The 17,795-nt window shown below is 51.6% G+C and carries 18 protein-coding genes; 8 read left to right on the top strand and 10 right to left on the bottom strand.

Translation table 11 applies throughout. The features are described 5' to 3' along the window. Positions 1-26: 26 nt before the first annotated feature. Positions 27-329, top strand: coding sequence for a hypothetical protein (locus AC0YNX_RS02325; RefSeq protein WP_475814037.1), 303 nt, complete (start codon positions 27-29; stop codon positions 327-329). On the opposite strand, the gene gndA is transcribed toward AC0YNX_RS02325, so the two are convergent. The 4 genes from gndA to AC0YNX_RS02305 all read right to left on the bottom strand — a co-directional run bounded on the left by gndA (position 310) and on the right by AC0YNX_RS02305 (position 3,578). Then, entirely contained in the window at positions 310-1,722 is a 1,413-nt protein-coding gene (gene gndA / locus AC0YNX_RS02320) for an NADP-dependent phosphogluconate dehydrogenase (protein WP_475814036.1), read from the bottom strand. The genes AC0YNX_RS02325 and gndA overlap by 20 nt on opposite strands. A 227-nt stretch (positions 1,723-1,949) precedes the next feature. Continuing rightward, entirely contained in the window at positions 1,950-2,546 is a 597-nt protein-coding gene (locus tag AC0YNX_RS02315) for a hypothetical protein (protein WP_475814035.1), read from the bottom strand. A gap of 280 nt (positions 2,547-2,826) precedes the next feature. Next, positions 2,827-3,027: a hypothetical protein gene (locus AC0YNX_RS02310; RefSeq protein ID WP_475814034.1), complete on the bottom strand. Its 201-nt coding sequence runs from the start codon at positions 3,025-3,027 to the stop codon at positions 2,827-2,829. A 125-nt stretch (positions 3,028-3,152) separates the two neighbouring features. Beyond that, the gene (locus AC0YNX_RS02305) at positions 3,153-3,578 is read right to left on the bottom strand and encodes a hypothetical protein (RefSeq protein ID WP_475814033.1); all 426 of its coding nucleotides are present in this window, start codon (positions 3,576-3,578) and stop codon (positions 3,153-3,155) included. A 155-nt stretch (positions 3,579-3,733) separates the two neighbouring features. Between AC0YNX_RS02305 and AC0YNX_RS02300 the strand changes: the two genes are divergently transcribed. The 6 genes from AC0YNX_RS02300 (at position 3,734) to AC0YNX_RS02275 (ending at position 6,050) form a co-directional block, all read left to right on the top strand. Beyond that, positions 3,734-3,970, top strand: coding sequence for a spore germination protein (locus AC0YNX_RS02300; RefSeq protein WP_475814032.1), 237 nt, complete (start codon positions 3,734-3,736; stop codon positions 3,968-3,970). Beyond that, positions 3,970-4,170 carry a spore germination protein GerPB gene (locus tag AC0YNX_RS02295; protein WP_126017820.1) on the top strand — a complete coding sequence of 67 codons (201 nt, stop codon included), beginning with the start codon at positions 3,970-3,972 and terminating at the stop codon, positions 4,168-4,170. Before AC0YNX_RS02300 ends, AC0YNX_RS02295 begins: the two co-directional genes overlap by 1 nt. A 22-nt stretch (positions 4,171-4,192) precedes the next feature. Next, entirely contained in the window at positions 4,193-5,014 is an 822-nt protein-coding gene (gene gerPC / locus AC0YNX_RS02290; protein ID WP_475814031.1) for a spore germination protein GerPC, read from the top strand. Between the two features lie 18 nt (positions 5,015-5,032). After that, positions 5,033-5,305, top strand: a complete 273-nt coding sequence (locus AC0YNX_RS02285) for a hypothetical protein (protein ID WP_475814030.1) — start codon at positions 5,033-5,035, stop codon at positions 5,303-5,305. Next, the gene (locus AC0YNX_RS02280; RefSeq protein WP_475814029.1) at positions 5,286-5,750 is read left to right on the top strand and encodes a spore germination protein GerPE; all 465 of its coding nucleotides are present in this window, start codon (positions 5,286-5,288) and stop codon (positions 5,748-5,750) included. The genes AC0YNX_RS02285 and AC0YNX_RS02280 overlap by 20 nt, the downstream gene beginning before the upstream one ends. Positions 5,751-5,954: 204 nt before the next feature. Then, positions 5,955-6,050, top strand: a complete 96-nt coding sequence (locus tag AC0YNX_RS02275; RefSeq protein WP_218150164.1) for a YjcZ family sporulation protein — start codon at positions 5,955-5,957, stop codon at positions 6,048-6,050. Positions 6,051-6,137: 87 nt separating this feature from the next. Here AC0YNX_RS02275 and thrS read toward each other — a convergent pair whose 3' ends face one another. The 6 genes from thrS to glgB form a co-directional block, all read right to left on the bottom strand. After that, positions 6,138-8,048 carry a threonine--tRNA ligase gene (thrS, locus tag AC0YNX_RS02270; RefSeq protein ID WP_475815154.1) on the bottom strand — a complete coding sequence of 637 codons (1,911 nt, stop codon included), beginning with the start codon at positions 8,046-8,048 and terminating at the stop codon, positions 6,138-6,140. Positions 8,049-8,537: 489 nt separating this feature from the next. After that, positions 8,538-10,529 (bottom strand): glycoside hydrolase family 15 protein, encoded by a 1,992-nt coding sequence (locus AC0YNX_RS02265; protein ID WP_475814028.1) that lies wholly within the window; start codon positions 10,527-10,529, stop codon positions 8,538-8,540. Beyond that, positions 10,511-11,974, bottom strand: coding sequence for a glycogen synthase GlgA (glgA, locus tag AC0YNX_RS02260; RefSeq protein ID WP_475814027.1), 1,464 nt, complete (start codon positions 11,972-11,974; stop codon positions 10,511-10,513). The genes AC0YNX_RS02265 and glgA overlap by 19 nt, the downstream gene beginning before the upstream one ends. Positions 11,975-12,056: 82 nt before the next feature. Further along, positions 12,057-13,169, bottom strand: coding sequence for a glucose-1-phosphate adenylyltransferase subunit GlgD (gene glgD, locus AC0YNX_RS02255; protein WP_475814026.1), 1,113 nt, complete (start codon positions 13,167-13,169; stop codon positions 12,057-12,059). Between the two features lie 2 nt (positions 13,170-13,171). Continuing rightward, entirely contained in the window at positions 13,172-14,332 is a 1,161-nt protein-coding gene (locus AC0YNX_RS02250; RefSeq protein ID WP_475814025.1) for a glucose-1-phosphate adenylyltransferase, read from the bottom strand. A 64-nt stretch (positions 14,333-14,396) separates the two neighbouring features. Next, positions 14,397-16,343, bottom strand: coding sequence for a 1,4-alpha-glucan branching protein GlgB (gene glgB, locus AC0YNX_RS02245; protein ID WP_475814024.1), 1,947 nt, complete (start codon positions 16,341-16,343; stop codon positions 14,397-14,399). A 250-nt stretch (positions 16,344-16,593) separates the two neighbouring features. On the opposite strand from glgB, the gene AC0YNX_RS02240 reads away from it, so the two are divergent. Further along, positions 16,594-17,760, top strand: coding sequence for an iron-containing alcohol dehydrogenase (locus AC0YNX_RS02240; RefSeq protein ID WP_475814023.1), 1,167 nt, complete (start codon positions 16,594-16,596; stop codon positions 17,758-17,760). Positions 17,761-17,795 lie beyond the last annotated feature (35 nt).

Below are 17,795 nucleotides of genomic sequence, written 5' to 3'. Positions count from 1 at the left end.
TAATTAGATGAGGAGTGACAAGAGCAATGGCCGCGATCCCCGAACCGTTCTCCGTCCAATATCGTGTAAACCGTATCTTTAATCCGGATTACCCAATCTCATCCGAAGATGTCATATGGACACTTGAATTTATGAAAAAGAAAGTGGCTGATGAAGCGCCTGAATTGCTCAGTCTCCCCCAGCCACTTCTATTAAAGAAATTTCAAAGCTTCGCCGAAGCGTCATTGCTTCTGCTAAAGCAGCGCAGCGGCTGCGGCGGCGTTGAAGCCGACCGTATGCGCCGCTGTCTGCAAGATGTCATTACAGGTCTTAAGATTGAATCCAATTGAAGTGGAATGTGCCTTCTTTGTCCACACGTTTGAACGTGTGAGCGCCGAAGTAGTCGCGCTGCGCTTGAAGCAGGTTCGCAGGCAGACGCTCTGTGCGGTAGCTGTCGTAGTAAGACAGCGCGCTTGAGAATGCCGGTACCGGAATACCTTGCGTAACTGCAGTAGCGATTACTTCGCGCCATGCGCCTTGGTACGATTCCACGATTTCTTGGAAGTAGCTGTCAAGCAGCAGGTTCGTCAGGCCAGGATCGCGGTCGTACGCGTCCTTGATGTTCTGCAGGAAGCCTGCACGGATGATGCAGCCGCCGCGGAAGATCATTGCGATATCGCCGTAACGCAGGTTCCAGCCGTACTCGTCGCTAGCTGCGCGCATTTGAGCGAAGCCTTGCGCGTACGAGCAAATTTTACTTGCGAACAGCGCTTTGCGTACGGCTTCGATGAATGCCGCTTTGTCGCCTTGGTAAGGAGCTGTTTGCGGTCCTTTAAGCAGCTTGCTTGCCGCTACGCGCTCGTCCTTCAGTGCGGACAAGAAACGGGAGAATACCGATTCCGTAATGATCGAGAGAGGTACGCCAAGATCAAGCGAGCTTTGGCTTGTCCATTTGCCTGTACCCTTCTGGCCTGCGGAATCGAGGATAACGTCAACCATAGGCTTGTTCGTCTCTGGATCGTATTTGGAGAAGATGTCAGCTGTAATCTCGATCAAGTAGCTGTCGAGCTCGCCTTTGTTCCACTCGGAGAAGATCGAGTGAAGCTCTTCCGTGCTAACGCCAAGAACGCGGTTTAGCAGATCGTACGCTTCGCAGATCAGCTGCATGTCGCCGTACTCAATGCCGTTGTGAACCATCTTCACGTAGTGACCGGCACCGTCTGGACCGATGTATGTGCAGCAAGCGTCGCCGCCTACTTTCGCGGAGATGGCTGTCAGGATTGGTTCAACCAATTTATAAGCAGACTCTTGACCGCCAGGCATGATGGACGGTCCTTTCAGCGCGCCTTCTTCGCCGCCGGAAACGCCAGTGCCGATGAAGCGGAAGCCTTTCTCTTCAAGCGTTTTGCTGCGGCGAACCGTATCAGGGAAGTACGCGTTACCGCCGTCGATAATAATATCGCCTTCTGTCAGGTGGGGCACGAGCGCGTCGATTGTTGCGTCAGTACCTGCGCCAGCTTGTACCATGATCAGAATTTTGCGAGGAACTTCAAGGGATGCTACGAACTCTTCGATCGTAAATGTACCGACCAGGTTTTTGCCAGCCGATTCTTTGAGCAGATCGTCTGTCTTCTCACGGGAACGGTTAAATACCGATACTGTAAATCCTCTGCTTTCGATGTTCAATGCAAGGTTCTTGCCCATTACCGCAAGACCGATAACGCCAATTTGCTGTTTAGACATATGGTTGCTCCACACCTTTTCTCTTTAATAGTAGTAACAGTTGCGTTGCCCATAAAGGCAAGTTCACGAATACAATACACCTATTTTACTCTTTTTAACCGGGAATGAAAACCATATGCCCCATAAAAATTGTCGATGCCAGTGCGTAAGATTTCAAATAGCACAAAATAAACCCCCGGATCGCGAACGCTCCGGAGGTTTATTCGAGTGCTTTAATCTTGGCTATATCAAAGCTCAAGCTGGATCATCTCAGTTCTAAGGGATTGTAGTCGCTCCTTGGACTGCGCCATATCGGCTTCGCGCCCATCCGTTATTGCTTCGTGGAGGACGGATAGCTCATAATCAAGCTCATACCGCAGCACCGAAGCCCGCTCCTCAGCCCTCTTCGACTGAAAGGCTTGAATCACTTCCTCCACCGTAACAAAAGGTTTCTTCTGATAAATGATACGATGTTCCATGCCGGACACCTCCACAAGACGAATAATTTCGCCAAACATAATGCTTTCAATTACGATTTGCCTGTCTTTAAACCGTTTGACAACTGCATGACCGCGTGAATCATTGATTAACTTCTCGAGCAAATCCGACAGCTTCTCATCCTTAATCAGATAATCCCCGACGATTTTGTAACGACCCCGAACCCGCTGAAACCTCAGTTTCACCAGCTTGCGGCCGCTTCGGACCGATATGAGAAAATAAACGTCTGTTTCGCTCCAATAAAGCGAATATCCCTCCTGGATCAAATCCCGAATAAGATTTTGGATTTGCCGGCGGTCGAATCGCAGCTCCAAATTGCAGTACTCCACTTCGTAACTTTTGTTCATCGGCAAGCCCTCCCTTCGATTGGAATTCATTTGACGAAATGTTCTGAATATTCTCTCATATGATTATCTTATACTTCATCTTATGTTCTGGCAACTTGGATTATTGACTATTTTTAGCTATTTCGAGCCCATTTGGACAACAATTTTATTAAAGCGATTAGGCCATGCAATTCAAGCATATAAAGGATACGAGGAACAAAAAAAGCCGCCCCTCGACTGCGTGATCACAGTCGCTGGGACAGCTTATTTGGAAGCGAAATTGCTAGCTTTCTACTTAACTTCAAAATGACCAATTGGCAAGAATAATTCCGAATGTAACGCCGCTAACTACAGCGCCAACGAAGCTGTATACGCCTGCACGGATACGCTGCTGGAACATCTGGAGAATGCCGAAACTGAGAAGCGAGAAGAACAGCAAGATAAACACAGCGCCTACAATGAATAGCGCCGCAGAAATTTGGCTAACGTCAACCAGTGTCAAATGAAACACTCCCTATGCAAGTCTATATTCGCATTATACGCCAATATCGACAAGCATCGCCAGCGCCCAGGAGAAGCAATATCAGACAAATTCGTGAATTTTCTTCTATAATATGCTGCCCCTGATTACAGCCCCTGAATCGAAGCGATATGCGATCGCTTGCTAGGCGGCCGTTTCTTCAGCTTAATCTTCAGAACCGCACCGTCATACTCCGCAATGCACGAACGCGGCAGCACGAGCTTCGGCAGACGAACCACCTCGCTCTCGCTTCCATTAATACCGCTCAGCTTGACGCGGTCCTCTTTCACGAGCAGCTTCACAGCACCAAGATCTGCCGATTCCCCAAGCGGATATGTCACGATGATATAACGCTTCGTCTCTAATATGTTCGCTGCCGATGGCTTCAGCGCTGATGAAGCAGCAGGCAGCGCTTTATTCATCATTTTGCGTACATAATTCTCGATCCAATCCGATTGCTTGAAGATATCGAATCCCTTAGGCAGCTGCTGCGTCTCCATCCATTGCTCCAGCTCCTCCCAATCCCCTGCCATATCCATTCGCCCCCCGCACCATAAACCTTGTCGCCTACATCATATGCATTTTCGGGCAAGATGGGCACAAACCGTGCCGCAATGGAACAACTGGGCATTTGCCGCATAAGATGTCATATCCCGTGCTGAAGTATCAGGTAAGGAGTGACCGTGCAATGCCCGCAATCGTTGGCTTCGTTAAAGTGATCAGCGTCGGCTCAAGCGCCGTCGTTCAGTTTGGCGATTCTGTCCAAATTTCCCCGTCAAGTTCATCCAAGACTTATGCTGGAGCAGGCTCCTTCTTAACAGGCGGCCTCACGAACTCCAACAACGCCGTCAGTGCAACGAATACGAACGATCCTGACTTCCAGGATAATACGCAGAATGAAGTGGCTACTGGAGTGAACGTCTAATGGCGATTACCGTTCATCAGACCATTACGATTCATCAGCTTAGGGTTGACAGTGTGGCGAACTCCTCCGTCCTGCAAGTCGGGACGGCGGGGTCCATATCGTCCTTGTCGCAGCTGTACAATTCAGGTGGATTTGCCGAGGCGGCGCCGCAGGTCGAAGAGAATCCTCTGAATTTCGTGCCGCTACCGAATCCACGTTAACGTTCGGAGGTGCCTATTGCCCATGCAGCCAAGCGATCAACAGCCGCTCACGCCGTGGCAGATGTGGAATCTGCTCAGCCAAAATATGCATAAGCTGCATTGCCAGCTGAATGAGCAGCAGGCCGTCATTATGAAGCTGAACAAGCAAATAGATATGCTAAATGCCCGCATCGAGATGGCTGAGAATAAACCGATGTATCATGTCGATACGATCCAATATCATTTTGACCAATTGAAGGTCGAGAAACTGGATGGCACGCTCAATATCGGGATGACGCCGCCAAGCGAAGAATTCGTCAAGGAAGTCGGCCAGCTCGTGCTGCCAAGCAACCCAAGCAACGGTAATGTCAGCGATGTCGTTGTGAATGATCCTGGCATGCTAGGCAAGACGCATCAGCAAATGAAAGCCCCAAGCCCGCAGAACGGCAAAGTCAATCACTTCCCGGCTCAGGGCGGCTGGGTCGGCGGTCCGCAGGATGTCATGCCCTCCGCCCCATTCCCGGAGATTCGGCGACAGGTCGATCTGTTCCTCGATCATACGGCCCCAGAACGGCTCAAAGCGATCGAGACAGAAATGACCATCCCGCTTGATGCGTATCATCGAAGACTGGTCATCGAAGATATCCGCAAGCAAATGAGCGCACGCATTCAGTTCTATATTGAACAAGAGACCAAGTCGCATAACGGAGCGCAAGCTGAAGGACAAAGCGGCTCAGGCACTGGCGCTGGCGCTGGCGAGTTCAACAAACCGAGCATACCGCAGACCGTTATCTCCAAGACAACACGTGATATCGAGATGGCGATGCGTAACTATATGAATAAGCTGCAGAGCAATGGCAGCTAGATAGGAGCCTAATAACTCATGCAATTAAATGTCGTCAATCACGTGCTCGCCGTCGGGAGCATTCAATTAACCGCTGTCGCGAGTGCCTCCATGCTTCAAATCGGAGATACCGAGCAGATTTCGCTCGTCTCCATGTTCGATACGCCGCCGGAGTCTGTCATCGTTGGACCGCTTGCGCCGCTGGAAGAGCCGGAAGGGTTTGAACGCGCTGAAGGCGAAGCGGACGTGTTCAAGAAGGAAACGCTGGAAGGGCTGGAGGCGCTGAAGAATCATGAATCTCCAGAAGCTTGAGAATCTTGAAGCCCAGCTTGAGGATTTCCCAGTCCGCACATCCGAGATTGGCGGTATCTACGTGAACACAGTAGGTACCGCCTCAGTCGTGCAGATCGGCGACCGCGCAGAGGTGAATGCTTCACTCCGCGCGCTTGCCGTTCAACGAGCTACGGACCACCTCATATCCGGTAAAGTCTATTTCGAGTCTTATGACATCTTCGACCGCGACACGCCAACATTATATCCACTTATTAATGAACTGGATCCCGAACCGGATGTTGTACGGACAACCAATTGCTTACCTACAATCAGCGTTGGCTGCATCGAGATCATCGCGATCAGTAGTGCGGCGCTGCTCCTCGTCGGCAACAGTCTTAAGATGAAGGGCGAAGCGAGAGTCAAGCATGTGCGGCAATTCGCTGTCTCGACACCTGTTCCGAGGATATACGATTCAGCGACCTAATTAGACGCTTGACATGCCAGGCGTATCTACCCGCATGAAACCCCCGATCCCTCCTAGGCGAATGTGCAAATACAAGTTCACCCGGTACAAACGTCCAATCGAATTAATAGAAAAGGCATATATTACAAATGTGATCAGAAACATCACAAAATAACCACTCGGGAGGTATGTACAGTGGGATACGGCGGTGTAGGTGGCGCAGGAATGGGATGCGGACCAGGCCTTCTTTGGACTAGTGCGGGCATTATTCTTGTACTCTATATTTTGTTAGTAATCGTTCTTCGTGGCGGTTTTATCTAACATCCTATTGCTCATAACAAGAACCGGTCCTGCCACAGATGGCAGGGCCGGTTTTTGCTTGTTCTTGTTTTTGCTTTGTTCTTGTTTTTACTTTTTCGCTTCAACTTCGTCCTTAAGCTGCTGAATGAAATCGGCGATCGACTTGGACCCGATATCGCCTTTCCCCCTCTGCCTCACCGCGACGTCATTCGACTGGCGCTCTGCTTCACCAAGAACGAGCATATATGGCACCTTCTCAAGCTGCGCTTCGCGGATCTTATAGCCGAGCTTTTCATTCCGATGGTCAATCTCCACGCGAAGCCCCGCCTCCTCCAGCTGCTGCTTCACAGAGATGGAATGATCAAGATCCTTCTCCGATACGGGAATGACCTTCACCTGTACGGGCGAGAGCCAGAGCGGGAATGCCCCCGCATAATGCTCTGTGAGGATGCCGATGAACCGATCGATCGAGCCATAGACGGCGCGGTGAATGACGACAGGGCGATGCTTCGCGCCATCCTCGCCGATGTAGGACAAGTCGAACTTCACCGGCATTTGGAAATCCAGCTGAATTGTTGCGCATTGCCAGCTGCGCTTCAACGCATCTAGGATGTGAAAATCGATCTTCGGCCCGTAGAACGCGCCGTCGCCTTCATTCACAAGGTAAGCGATGCCCCGATTATCAAGCACTTGCTGCAGCGAGGATTCCGCTTGATCCCATAGTTCCTGTGAGCCCATTGAATCTTCCGGACGAGTCGACAGCTCAATCCGGTAGGAGAACCCGAACACCGCGTAGATATCGTCAATGAGCGCAATAATCTTGCCGATCTCCTCCTCGATCTGATCGGGACGGACGAACAAATGCGCATCATCCTGGCAAAATGTCCGTACTCGCATCATGCCGTTCAACGCGCCGGAGAACTCGTGGCGATGCACCTGTCCGAACTCCGCGATTCGAATCGGTAGCTCGCGGTATGAATGCAAGCTGTTCTTGTAGATCAACATATGTCCTGGGCAGTTCATCGGCTTGAGCGCATAATTCGTCTCATCCACTTCAGTGAAATACATATTGTCCTTGTAATGATCCCAGTGGCCGGATTCTTCCCACATCCGCTGGTTCATCATGAACGGCGTGCGGACCTCATCATATCCTCGTCTGTTCTGCATCTCCCGAGAGAACTGCTCCAGCTCTGTCCGCAGCTTCATACCCTTCGGCAGATAGAACGGCATGCCTGGCGCTTCCTCCGAGAACATGAACAGCTCAAGCTCCTTGCCGAGCTTCCGATGATCCCGCTTCTTCGCTTCCTCAAGCAGCTGCAGATGCTCATCCAGCTGCGCCTTCTTCGGGAACGCTGTGCCGTAGATACGCTGCAGCACGGCATTGTCTGAATTGCCCCGCCAATACGCGCCAGCGACAGACTGCAGCTTGAACGCCTTAATTCGGCCTGTCGAGGGCAGATGCGGTCCTCTGCAGAGGTCTGCGAACTCCCCCTGCTCATAGATCGAGATGACTTCCGATTCCGGCAAGTCACGGATGAGCTCCAGCTTCAGCTGCTCGCCTTTGTTAGCGAAATACTCAAGAGCTTCCTCCCGGCTTACGACGCGGCGGACAATCGGTACATTTTGCTGAACGATCCGCTCCATTTCTTTCTCAATCGCCAGCAAATCCGCTGAAGAGAGCGGCTGCGCAATCGCAACGTCGTAGTAGAAGCCATCCTCGATGACCGGCCCGACTCCGAGCTGAACCGCCTCCTCGCCATAGATGCGCTTAATTGCCTGAGCCATTAGATGCGCTGTGCTGTGGCGGAGAATTCGAACCCCATCCTCATCCTCGAGCTCGATGATCGCAAGCTCACAATCTTCTTCCACGAGACTGCTGAGATCGACCAGCTTCCCGTTCACTTTGCCGGCTACGGCCTGCTTCGCCAAGGAAGCGCTAATTGATTTCGCCACATCCTCCGCCGATACGCCTGTTTCGTAGCTTCTTACCTTTCCGCTTGGCAGCTTTACATTTACGATGTTTCCCACCAGACTTCCTCCGTTTCAATTGATAAATTTGAACGCAAAAAAACGCACATGTCCATAAGGGACGAGTGCGTTCAGCTCGTGGTTCCACCCTAATTCGACCCTCGCGAGAGCGAATGCTCAAATAAGCGAGAGGTCCTTCTTAGCATCCGTTAACGGGGATGAGGGCGGCGCCGTTTACAACTGGGACACATAGTCGCCAAGGTTCCACGGCACGGCTGCAAAGGGGTAACTCCGATCTCAGGACAGAAGGAGCTTGCAGCAATCGCTCCTCTCTCTGTGCAGCCTGACGGAAGGGAATCATGTCTTTGGTTATCGCCTGATATACTGCTGTGCTCCATATTATATGTGGGTCTCTCAGAAAGTTCAAGAGGGAGTTTGCCTAATATTCTGAAAAGTGCTCCTAAAGCTCTTGCACAAAGAAGAACAGCAGCCAGAGCAATAATGCCCTGACTGCTGCTTTTCCTTGGTTAGATTACATCATTAAGCCTCAACACTTGCGGCTACGTGAGCCTCGGCCAAGAGCGCTTTATACTTCTGCGCATATCGTGTGACCGACTGCACATATGTCGCATGCGACCAGGTCAGCGGAGCAACTGACAGCGGACTGCCGTCGAGCGGATGCATCTGCTCGGGCAGCACGCCGCTCTCGAGCGCATTCTTCACGACCCATTCCAGCGTCTCGCGAGGCTTCTCCAGATCGGCGAGGCAATTCGCCGATTCGATCTCGAAGTTCGCCACCCACAGCGTACAGATAATCCAAGGATTACCTGGCACGTTATCAATGTCGCCAGATTGTTGGAAGTAATAATCGTTCGTATACCGCGCCGCGCCGCCTACATGCGTGCGAATGGACAGACCATGCTTGATCGCATTCATCGTGCTGATGACCCGCTCGTCATCAACCGGCAGTACGCCGAACTCCCAAATGCCGAACAAGCTGCTCTCCAGCGTCATATCCTTAACCCAGCGATTATCCTTCTGGATAAGCCCGCGCGCGAAGCGGCCAGTCTCCTCATCCCACAGATGGGTGAGCATCGCCTGCTTGATCGAATGCGCGGTCGAACGGAAATGATCGCTGCGCTCATAATCGCCGAACAGCTCCGTGAAGAACGCAGCCGCGATCAAGCCGCCGTATACCGATGCGACGGTATACGTCCAGATGCCGTACCGTTCCTCCCACAGATCATAGCTTGGCTTCGGAAGCGACAAGGTGTAATCCATGTATTGGCTGAGGAATGCGGCGCTCTTACGAATCAGATTGTTATAGAGCGACTGCGGCAGCTCGATGACTTGATGGCGCGTGTAGTCCTTCCACAGCGCGAACAGCACAAGCGCCGTTTCGTCCTCCTGAATCGGCAGCCTCCGGCTTCCTTGCACAATGTATGGATGCCAGCTGGAGCCGACTGTGCCATCCGGATTGTACTTGTGGAACAAGTAGCCCTCCGGCGATAACGTCTGGGCGCAGAATTGGAAGAAAGGCGCGATGACGCTCTGGAAGCCCGCCGCCGACATGGCATCCGCGATTAGCGCACCGTCGCGAGGCCACATGTAGCTGTAATGATCACGGTTGTACTGGAGAATATCCGTGTCATTCGCTGCAATAATGGCTCCGCGTTCATCCGTCTGCGTCCGAACGAGCAGCAAGCTGAGCCGGAACAACCGAGCCACCTCCGGCGTCAGATCGCCGAGATTATGTTCCGCGCGCTGCAGCCAATGGTTCCAGTAAATAACGATGCGGCTGAGCAGCTTCTCCGGATGGCTGTCCTGCACATATTGGTCCAGCTTCTTCACCGCTTCCAGATCACTGCCGATGGACATCCAGTAGTAAACCGTCTGTTCCCCGCCAGGCTGAACGACCGTGCGGAAGCTGATCGTACTGTCGACAGACCCCTGGGCAATCGAGTTGCCCATCAAGTTGCCGTCCTCGGCGTCACGCCAAGTGCCCTCGGCCGAGTGGAACCGCTTGATGCCAGTCGTATACTGCATCATGCCGCCTTCATCCGAGAAGCCGTTGAACATGAAATACGACGAGCGCTTGTAATGATACAGCGTGTGATTATCTGGATAATAGGCCGCGGTATCGCCGACTTCCGAGCCGTCTATCATCAAGTCCTGATGAAAGAACAATCTCACTTCACGCGAATCACCCGCAAGGTTGCGAATGACAACTCGCTTCATGTAGATGCATTCCCGCTGGTGAATGCCGTCATTCATATGCAGCTCAATCGCAAGCCGATCATTGCGTGCGATGACATTCGTGACAAGCGAGTCCGCGATGTAGCCAAGCTCGAACTTCCAATCCGGGTCTTCTAGCCAGGAGAATTGGCCAGCTACCCAAATGCCAAGCCTGCAATATTGACCGCCGACATGATTCAGCTGTCCAACGAATGGATAGTAAATATCCCGAATGTAACAGTTGCGATCTAGGTTGATCAGAATTTTACCGTTGCCGATTACGAGGTGACGGGCCATGGCTGGCGCTCCTTTCTATGTGGCGAAATCGTGGTGTAAAGCGACATGTAAGCTTTCGCGGAGCGGGTCCAGCTATAGTCTTCCTTGGCGCTGTTCGAGACAATTTGCTGCCATGCCGCTTCATCCGTATAGAAGCTGATTGCCCTTCTAATCGTGTGAAGCATGTCGTGCGCGTTATAATTCACAAAGCTGAAGCCATTACCTTCCCCAGTATATTCGTTATAGGCAAGTACAGTGTCTTTCAATCCTCCGGTTTCCCGAACAATCGGGACGCTGCGGTATCGAAGCGCTAGCAATTGGCTAAGTCCACAAGGTTCGAATTGCGACGGCATCAAGTACATATCGCTGCCTGCATAGATGCGGCGGGCGAGTCCATCGTTAAATCCGAACCAGGTCGCCACTTGTCCCGGACGCTCGGCCTCCGCCCTGCGAAACAAATCCTCATACTTCACATCACCGGAGCCAAGCACGACGAGCTGCACATCCTCCTGCACAATTTCATTGAACACAGCTGCGATCAAATCGAAGCCCTTCTGATCGACGAGCCTTGAGACGATGCCGATGAGCGGCGTCTCCTCCGACTCTCGCAAACCGAGCTCACGCTGCAGCGCCACCTTGTTCTTCTGTTTGCGCGCAAGCGAGCCGCGGTAAGGGAATGGAATGGCCCCGTCATTCATGGGATCGAACAAGTCGGTATCAATCCCGTTGACGATGCCAACGAGATCTTCGCTGCGATGCCGCAGCAATCCGTCCAGCCGTTCTCCGTAGTACTCTGTTTGTATCTCCTGCGCATAAGTCGGGCTGACGGTCGTGAGCTTGTCCGCGTAACGGAGGCCGCCGAGCATACAATTGCCGGCTCCGTAGAACTCGATGCCTTCCGAGAAGAATAGCTCTTCTCCAGCATTCATCAGGTCCTGAAATAACTCTTTCCCGAATACCCCTTGATACTTCAAATTGTGAATCGTATATACCGTCGCGATATCCGCGCAAGCCGGATCGAACCGATATCTGGTCTTGTGCAGGAACGGGATGAGACCGGTCTGCCAATCATGGCAGTGAATAATCTCCGGATGGAAATCAAGATGGTACAGCGACTCCATGACCGCGTAGCAGAAGAAGATGAATCGTTCTGCATCGTCTCCATAGCCATAGAGGACACCACGTTTAAAATAATGTTCGTTGTCGATCAAATAATAGACGACGCCGTCCAGCTCTGCTTTGAGCAAGCCGCAGAATTGTTCCCGCCAGCCGATTCGTACCGTGAAGGTAGCAATCGTCTCGAACTGCTCAAGCAGCGCGGCAGGAATGAGCTCATACTTCGGAATAATGACGCGAACGTCTGCCCCCTTGGCATTTAATGCTTTCGGGAGCGCGCCGGCTACATCGGCGAGACCGCCCGTTTTCACGAGCGGCACCGCCTCTGATGCTACAAACAATACTTTCATCGTATGGGTTCACCTCTTCTTCTATCGCTTATAAAGCTTCTATCTCTCTAACATTGCAGCGGATCGGTACAGCATGAACGACTTAGATAACCTTTCTTTTAGTAGCAAGAAAGGGTGACACCTCGGCGCCGCGCAGCTCACGGCTGCGCTCTACTGTTACATCTTTATCAAGAATGACATGGTCTACGATGCTGTTCTCGCCGACAATTCCGTTCTGCATAATAATGCTATTGCGTACAACCGCTCCTTTGCGGACATGCACGCCCCTAAACAAAATACTGTTAATCACCGTCCCCTCAATGATGCAGCCGTTCGCAACGAGCGAATTGCTCGTCTTCGCACCTTCAGCGTAGCGCGCAGGCGGTTCATCCTTGACCTTCGTATAGATCGGACCCGGCTCGAAGAACAAGCCCTTCCAGACATCAGGACGCAATAGTTGCATGCTGTTCTGATAGTAGCTCGTCAGTGTGTTCACGACGCCGAGATAGCCTTCATAGACATAACTCTGGATATGAAGCCGGTCGAGACGCGACATAATCGCATGGCGCACGAGGTGATCCTGCCCTTGCGCGAGCGAGCTGTCTACAATCTCAAGCAGCAGTTCTTTCTTCATCAAGTACATCTCCATCGAGATGAGATCGGTATTCAAGCGGCCGTAATGGTCCTGCATCGAAGTAATCCGGCCTTTCTCGTCGACTTGCACTTTACGTGCTTTACCGCCGAGCAGGTCGTTTTGTCGTTTGCAGACTACCGTAATGCTCGCCCCGCTTGCTTTATGTGAAACTAGCAGTTCCTCGAAGTCAATATTACATATCATATGGCTGCGCGTAACGAGCACATACTCTTGTGAACTGCGCGTAAAATAATCGCGGTGCTGATAGAAATGGTACAGATCGCCGCGGCGCACTTCATTCACATCGTCCGTCACCGGCGGCAGAATAAACAGTCCGCTCTGACGGTGATGCAAATCCCAATGCTTGCCGGAGCCCAAATGGTCAATTAAAGAACGGTACTTCGTCTGCGCGAAGACCGCTACCTTCGAAATCCCGGAGTTCACCATGCTCGAGAGCATGAAATCTATTAACCGATAACGCGCCCCGAACGGCACGGTAGCAAGGCAACGGCTTGCCGTCAACGTCTCCATTTCGTCCGCTTCATGAATGAGATTGATGACACCTAGTATGTTGGAGTTCATAGCTACTCTACCTCCTGCAACGATTGGTTAGCCGCAACAAATTCATCACTGCCGATTACCGTAACGCTCTCTCTGCTTGGATCACCAATGACGACACCATCCGCAATGATGGCATTCTCGCCGATGATCGCTTTGTAGATTCGCGCTCCCTTCCCGATCTTCACGTTCGGCATGATGACCGATTCATACACTTCGCTTTCTACTCCCGCCTGTACGCCGTAGAACAACACCGACTTGTGCACAAGCCCTTCGATAATGCAGCCCTCGGTAATGAGCGAATCGTAGATTTCCGCCGTCGATGCCGAATAATGGGCAGGACGATTCGGATTGACGGAATAGATGCGCCAATTCTTATCATTCAAATTCAGTACCGGCTTCTCGGACAATAGATCCATATTCGCTTCCCAGAGGCTCTCTAGGGTACCGACATCCTTCCAATAGCCCTTGAAGGTATACGAGTTCAGCCTTACGCCATCCTGCAGCATTGCTGGAATGATATCCTTGCCAAAGTCATTGCTGGAGCTGCGGTTCGCTTCATCACGAATGAGGTACTGCTGCAGCACAGGCCATGAGAAAATATAGATACCCATCGAAGCCAGGTTGCTCGTCGGCACCTTCGGCTTCTCTTCGAACGCTGTAATCAACCCTTCATCGTCGACATGCATAATGCCGAAACGACTCGCTTCCTTCAAGCTGACCTCGATGCACGCGATCGTCACATCTGCTCCGCGCTCCTCATGCTCCTGGAGCATAAGCTCGTAGTCCATCGTATAAATGTGATCGCCTGAAATGACAAGCACATAATCCGGGTCGTACCGGTCGATGAAGCCCATGTTCTGATAGATCGCGTTCGCTGTGCCTTTGTACCACATACCGCCCTTCTGCTTCACGTAAGGCGGAAGGATAGCCATGCCGCCATCACGTCTGTCCAATCCCCACGGACTGCCGATCCCAAGATAAGTATTCAGGATGAGAGGCTGATACTGCGTCAGTACACCGATTGTGTCAATCCCCGAATGAGTGCAATTGCTGAGAGTAAAATCGATAATTCGGTACTTCCCGCCAAAATGAACCGCCGGCTTCGCCAAATCTTTCGTCAGCACGCCGAGTCGCTTCCCTTCTCCGCCGGCTAGAAGCATAGCCACCATCCGTTTTCTGCCCATGTACGTTCTCTCCTTCTTAACTGCAACGGCTTGCTGCAGTTCGTGTAATGATGAGTTCCACCATTTAGTGCAATACGGCGTTCTCTTGGTTGCGGCGAGGTTCCCCTTTTGCAAAAATAAACAATTGAAACGAAAGCGGCGGAAGATCAAGCGTGATGCTGCATGGCCTTCCTTGCCAAGGTGACTTGTTGCTATGATAAACTTTCGTGGAATCAGCAGTTGATAAACTGCCGCCGAAAGATGCCGCTTCACTATGCAGAGCAGTCCGGTAGCGACCCGGTTTCGGAACACCAATGCGGTATTCGGGATAGTGGTGATACGAGAAATTGCACACAATGATCGAGAACTCATCCTCCGCATGGCCGCGGCGCATGAAGATGATGATGCTCTGTGCTGCGTTATGTACATCAATCCATTCGAAACCGCCGGGATCGCAGTCGCGCTCCCATAGCGATGGAGTCGCGCTATATCTATCATTCAAGGACTTTACATAGTCATGCATCGCCCCGTGCAACTCATAATCTAGCAGCATCCAATCTAGCGATTCGGCATCCTTCCATTCGTCAAACTGCCCCCATTCGCCGCCCATGAAGAGCAGCTTCTTGCCGGGATGCGTCATCCAGTAGCCGTAAAATAATCGGAGCTGAGCGAATTTCTGTTCATACGTGCCTGACATTTTGTTAAGGAGAGACCGCTTGCCATGGACGACTTCGTCGTGCGACAAGGGCAATACGTAGTTTTCGGAAAAGGCGTACATTAGTGAAAATGTAACGAGGTTGTGGTGGCGCATCCTCTCATTGGGATCCAGCGCCATATAACGAAGCATGTCATTCATCCAACCCATGTTCCACTTGAAGTTAAAGCCAAGACCGCCCATGTATGTAGGTGAAGTGACTGCAGGCCAAGCGGAAGAATCTTCGGCAATCATAAGGGTATTAGGGTAGTACTGGAATACAACTTCGTTTAGTCGTTTGAGGAAGCGAAGGGCATCGGTATTCTCCGTGCCGCCAAAAGCGTTGTAGGTGTAAAGCTCAGGTGGTTTATCAAAGTGAAGATCAATCATGCTGGCTACAGCATCGACCCGAAGGCCGTCAATGTGGAAGACATCCATCCAGAATACGGCATTCGAGATGAGAAAGCTCTGCACTTCCGTGCAGCCAAAGTCAAAAGCAAGTGTGCCCCATGAAGGCTTCTCTGCCCGCTTCAAGTCCTTCCCTTCGTAAATCGGCGTCCCGTCGAATTCTCTGAGGCCATGGTCGTCTTTGCAGAAATGTCCGGGCACCCAGTCGAGAATGACGCCTATGCCCTTCTGATGGCAGCGATCAATAAGCATCATCAATTGCTCCGGGGTCCCATATCTGCTCGTGGCTGCGTAATAGCCAGTCGTTTGGTAGCCCCAAGATTGGTCAAGCGGATGCTCGGTAATGGGAAGCAGCTCAATATGCGTGTATTTCATCTCCACGACGTACTCGACGAGCTCGTCAGCCATCTGCTCGTAAGTCCAGAACAGCTCCTTCCCATTGTTGCGCCAAGAACCCAGATGCACCTCATAGATGAGCATCGGTTCATGATAAGGGCTGTCTTCTAGCTTACGCTGATGCCAGTCTCCATCATTCCATTTATAATCGAATAGTTCTGTAACAATTGAAGCGGTGCTAGGCCTAAGCTCTGACGCGAACGCATACGGATCGGACTTCAGCAGCCGTTGTCCTGCCATAGTGAATATCTCATACTTATAAGCGGCGCCTGCGCCGATATCAGATATGAATAGACTCCATACGCCTGTTTCGCCAATCAGCTCCATACGATGCAATGCGCCATCCCACTCATTGAAGGAGCCAGCAACATTGACCTGCTTCGCACCAGGCGCCCATACTGTAAACCGAACGCCAGTCTTGCCTTCAAGCTGCACGATGTGCGCGCCGAAAGTTCGATAACTATGGAAATAATTTCCTTTGTTAAACAGATATAAATCGCGCGTGGATAATCCAATTGCAGCAGCATTCGCCATATACGGCAAGCACCTCCCAAAATACAGCTTTTTGCGGATAAAAAGTCACCTTTATTAGCACTAGCGCGATTTTATTCCATTATACACGGCATTTTCATAAATCGCACTATATTTTCAGAAAATTTTGATTCTTCTTTAAGTGTTTGTAAAGGGGCTGCCTGAACGTGGTGCCCAGGTCGTCGCCTTGACTTCACCAACGCAATATCGCTAAGATGGATTCGGTGTAAAAATTGACCAGGAGGTGCTACTCTTGAATTCATTTTCATTTCAAAACCAGACCAAAATCGTTTTCGGCAAAGACACGGTAAGCCAGCTCGCCAGCTTGGTTGCACCGTTTGGTAAAACGGTTCTGCTCGTCTATGGAGGCGGCAGCATTAAACGCAGCGGTTTGTATGATGATGTGCTTGCTCAGTTGAATTCGATTGGCGCTAAAGTTGTTGAATTGTCCGGCGTAGAGCCTAATCCGCGTCTAACGTCCGTAAATAAAGGCATTGAATTGTGCCGCAGCGAGAAGGTCGATCTGATTCTGGCCGTCGGCGGCGGCAGCGTTATTGACGCAGCGAAGGCGATTGCGGCAGGTGCGGTTCATGATGGCGATGTATGGGATTTCTTCATGCAGAAGGCGCAAATCCAGGACGCTCTTCCGATAGGCACGATTCTGACGCTTTCGGCAACCGGCTCGGAGATGAACGGTAACGCTGTAATCTCGAACTGGGAAACGAAGCAGAAGCGAGCATTCGGCAGCCAGCATGCCTACCCGCGCTTCTCCATTCTCGATCCAACGCTAACCTTCTCTGTTCCGCGCGACCAAACCGTCAACGGAGTCGTAGACATTATGTCGCACGTCTTCGAGCAATATTTCACGCTCACGGAGAACGCGCCGCTTCAAGAGCGCCTCTGTGAATCCGTGCTGCTCACCGTTATTGAGAATGCAGAGAAGGCACTCGAGAACCCGAACGATTACGACGCGCGAGCGAACTTGATGTTATGCGGCACGATGGCTCTGAATGGCGGCTTGATCAGTGTCGGCACGCAGAACGACTGGGCTTCGCATGGCATAGAACACGAGATTAGCGCTATCTACGACATTCCGCATGGATCTGGCTTGTCCATCGTGTTCCCGAACTGGATGAAATATGTGTACAAAGAGCGGATCGACCGCTTCACGCAATATGCGGAGCGAGTATGGGGAATCGAACGTGGAGCGAAGTCCGATGAGGAACTGGCGCTTGCCGGCATCGAAGCCACTCGCGAGTTCTTCACCCGCATAGGAGCTCCTGCGACGCTCGCGCACTACGAGATCGGCAAAGACAATCTCGATGTCATGGCCAAAGAAGCGGTGCTATTCGGACCGCTCGGCAACTTCAAGAAGCTGCAACAAGAGGATGTTAGGCAGATTCTTGAATTGGCGCTGTAATTGTAGCGTTAGATGGGACAGTAAACAAGAAAGGT

It is taken from the genome of Paenibacillus sp. J31R98 (assembly GCF_056269245.1).
This window is presented reverse-complemented; position numbering and strand designations above follow the sequence as displayed.

What these genes read in the sequence shown, in the direction of transcription:
- AC0YNX_RS02315 (WP_475814035.1), bottom strand. Translation starts at nt 2,546, where the DNA reads ATGAACAAAAGTTACGAAGTGGAGTACTGCAATTTGGAGCTGCGATTC.
- AC0YNX_RS02305 (WP_475814033.1), bottom strand. Translation starts at nt 3,578, where the DNA reads ATGGCAGGGGATTGGGAGGAGCTGGAGCAATGGATGGAGACGCAGCAG.
- glgB (WP_475814024.1), bottom strand. Translation starts at nt 16,343, where the DNA reads ATGGCGAATGCTGCTGCAATTGGATTATCCACGCGCGATTTATATCTG.
- glgA (WP_475814027.1), bottom strand. Translation starts at nt 11,974, where the DNA reads ATGAAAGTATTGTTTGTAGCATCAGAGGCGGTGCCGCTCGTGAAAACG.
- gndA (WP_475814036.1), bottom strand. Translation starts at nt 1,722, where the DNA reads ATGTCTAAACAGCAAATTGGCGTTATCGGTCTTGCGGTAATGGGCAAG.
- AC0YNX_RS02280 (WP_475814029.1), top strand. Translation starts at nt 5,286, where the DNA reads ATGAATCTCCAGAAGCTTGAGAATCTTGAAGCCCAGCTTGAGGATTTC.
- AC0YNX_RS02250 (WP_475814025.1), bottom strand. Translation starts at nt 14,332, where the DNA reads ATGGGCAGAAAACGGATGGTGGCTATGCTTCTAGCCGGCGGAGAAGGG.
- AC0YNX_RS02300 (WP_475814032.1), top strand. Translation starts at nt 3,734, where the DNA reads ATGCCCGCAATCGTTGGCTTCGTTAAAGTGATCAGCGTCGGCTCAAGC.
- glgD (WP_475814026.1), bottom strand. Translation starts at nt 13,169, where the DNA reads ATGAACTCCAACATACTAGGTGTCATCAATCTCATTCATGAAGCGGAC.
- AC0YNX_RS02295 (WP_126017820.1), top strand. Translation starts at nt 3,970, where the DNA reads ATGGCGATTACCGTTCATCAGACCATTACGATTCATCAGCTTAGGGTT.
- gerPC (WP_475814031.1), top strand. Translation starts at nt 4,193, where the DNA reads ATGCAGCCAAGCGATCAACAGCCGCTCACGCCGTGGCAGATGTGGAAT.
- AC0YNX_RS02325 (WP_475814037.1), top strand. Translation starts at nt 27, where the DNA reads ATGGCCGCGATCCCCGAACCGTTCTCCGTCCAATATCGTGTAAACCGT.
- AC0YNX_RS02265 (WP_475814028.1), bottom strand. Translation starts at nt 10,529, where the DNA reads ATGGCCCGTCACCTCGTAATCGGCAACGGTAAAATTCTGATCAACCTA.
- AC0YNX_RS02285 (WP_475814030.1), top strand. Translation starts at nt 5,033, where the DNA reads ATGCAATTAAATGTCGTCAATCACGTGCTCGCCGTCGGGAGCATTCAA.
- AC0YNX_RS02275 (WP_218150164.1), top strand. Translation starts at nt 5,955, where the DNA reads ATGGGATGCGGACCAGGCCTTCTTTGGACTAGTGCGGGCATTATTCTT.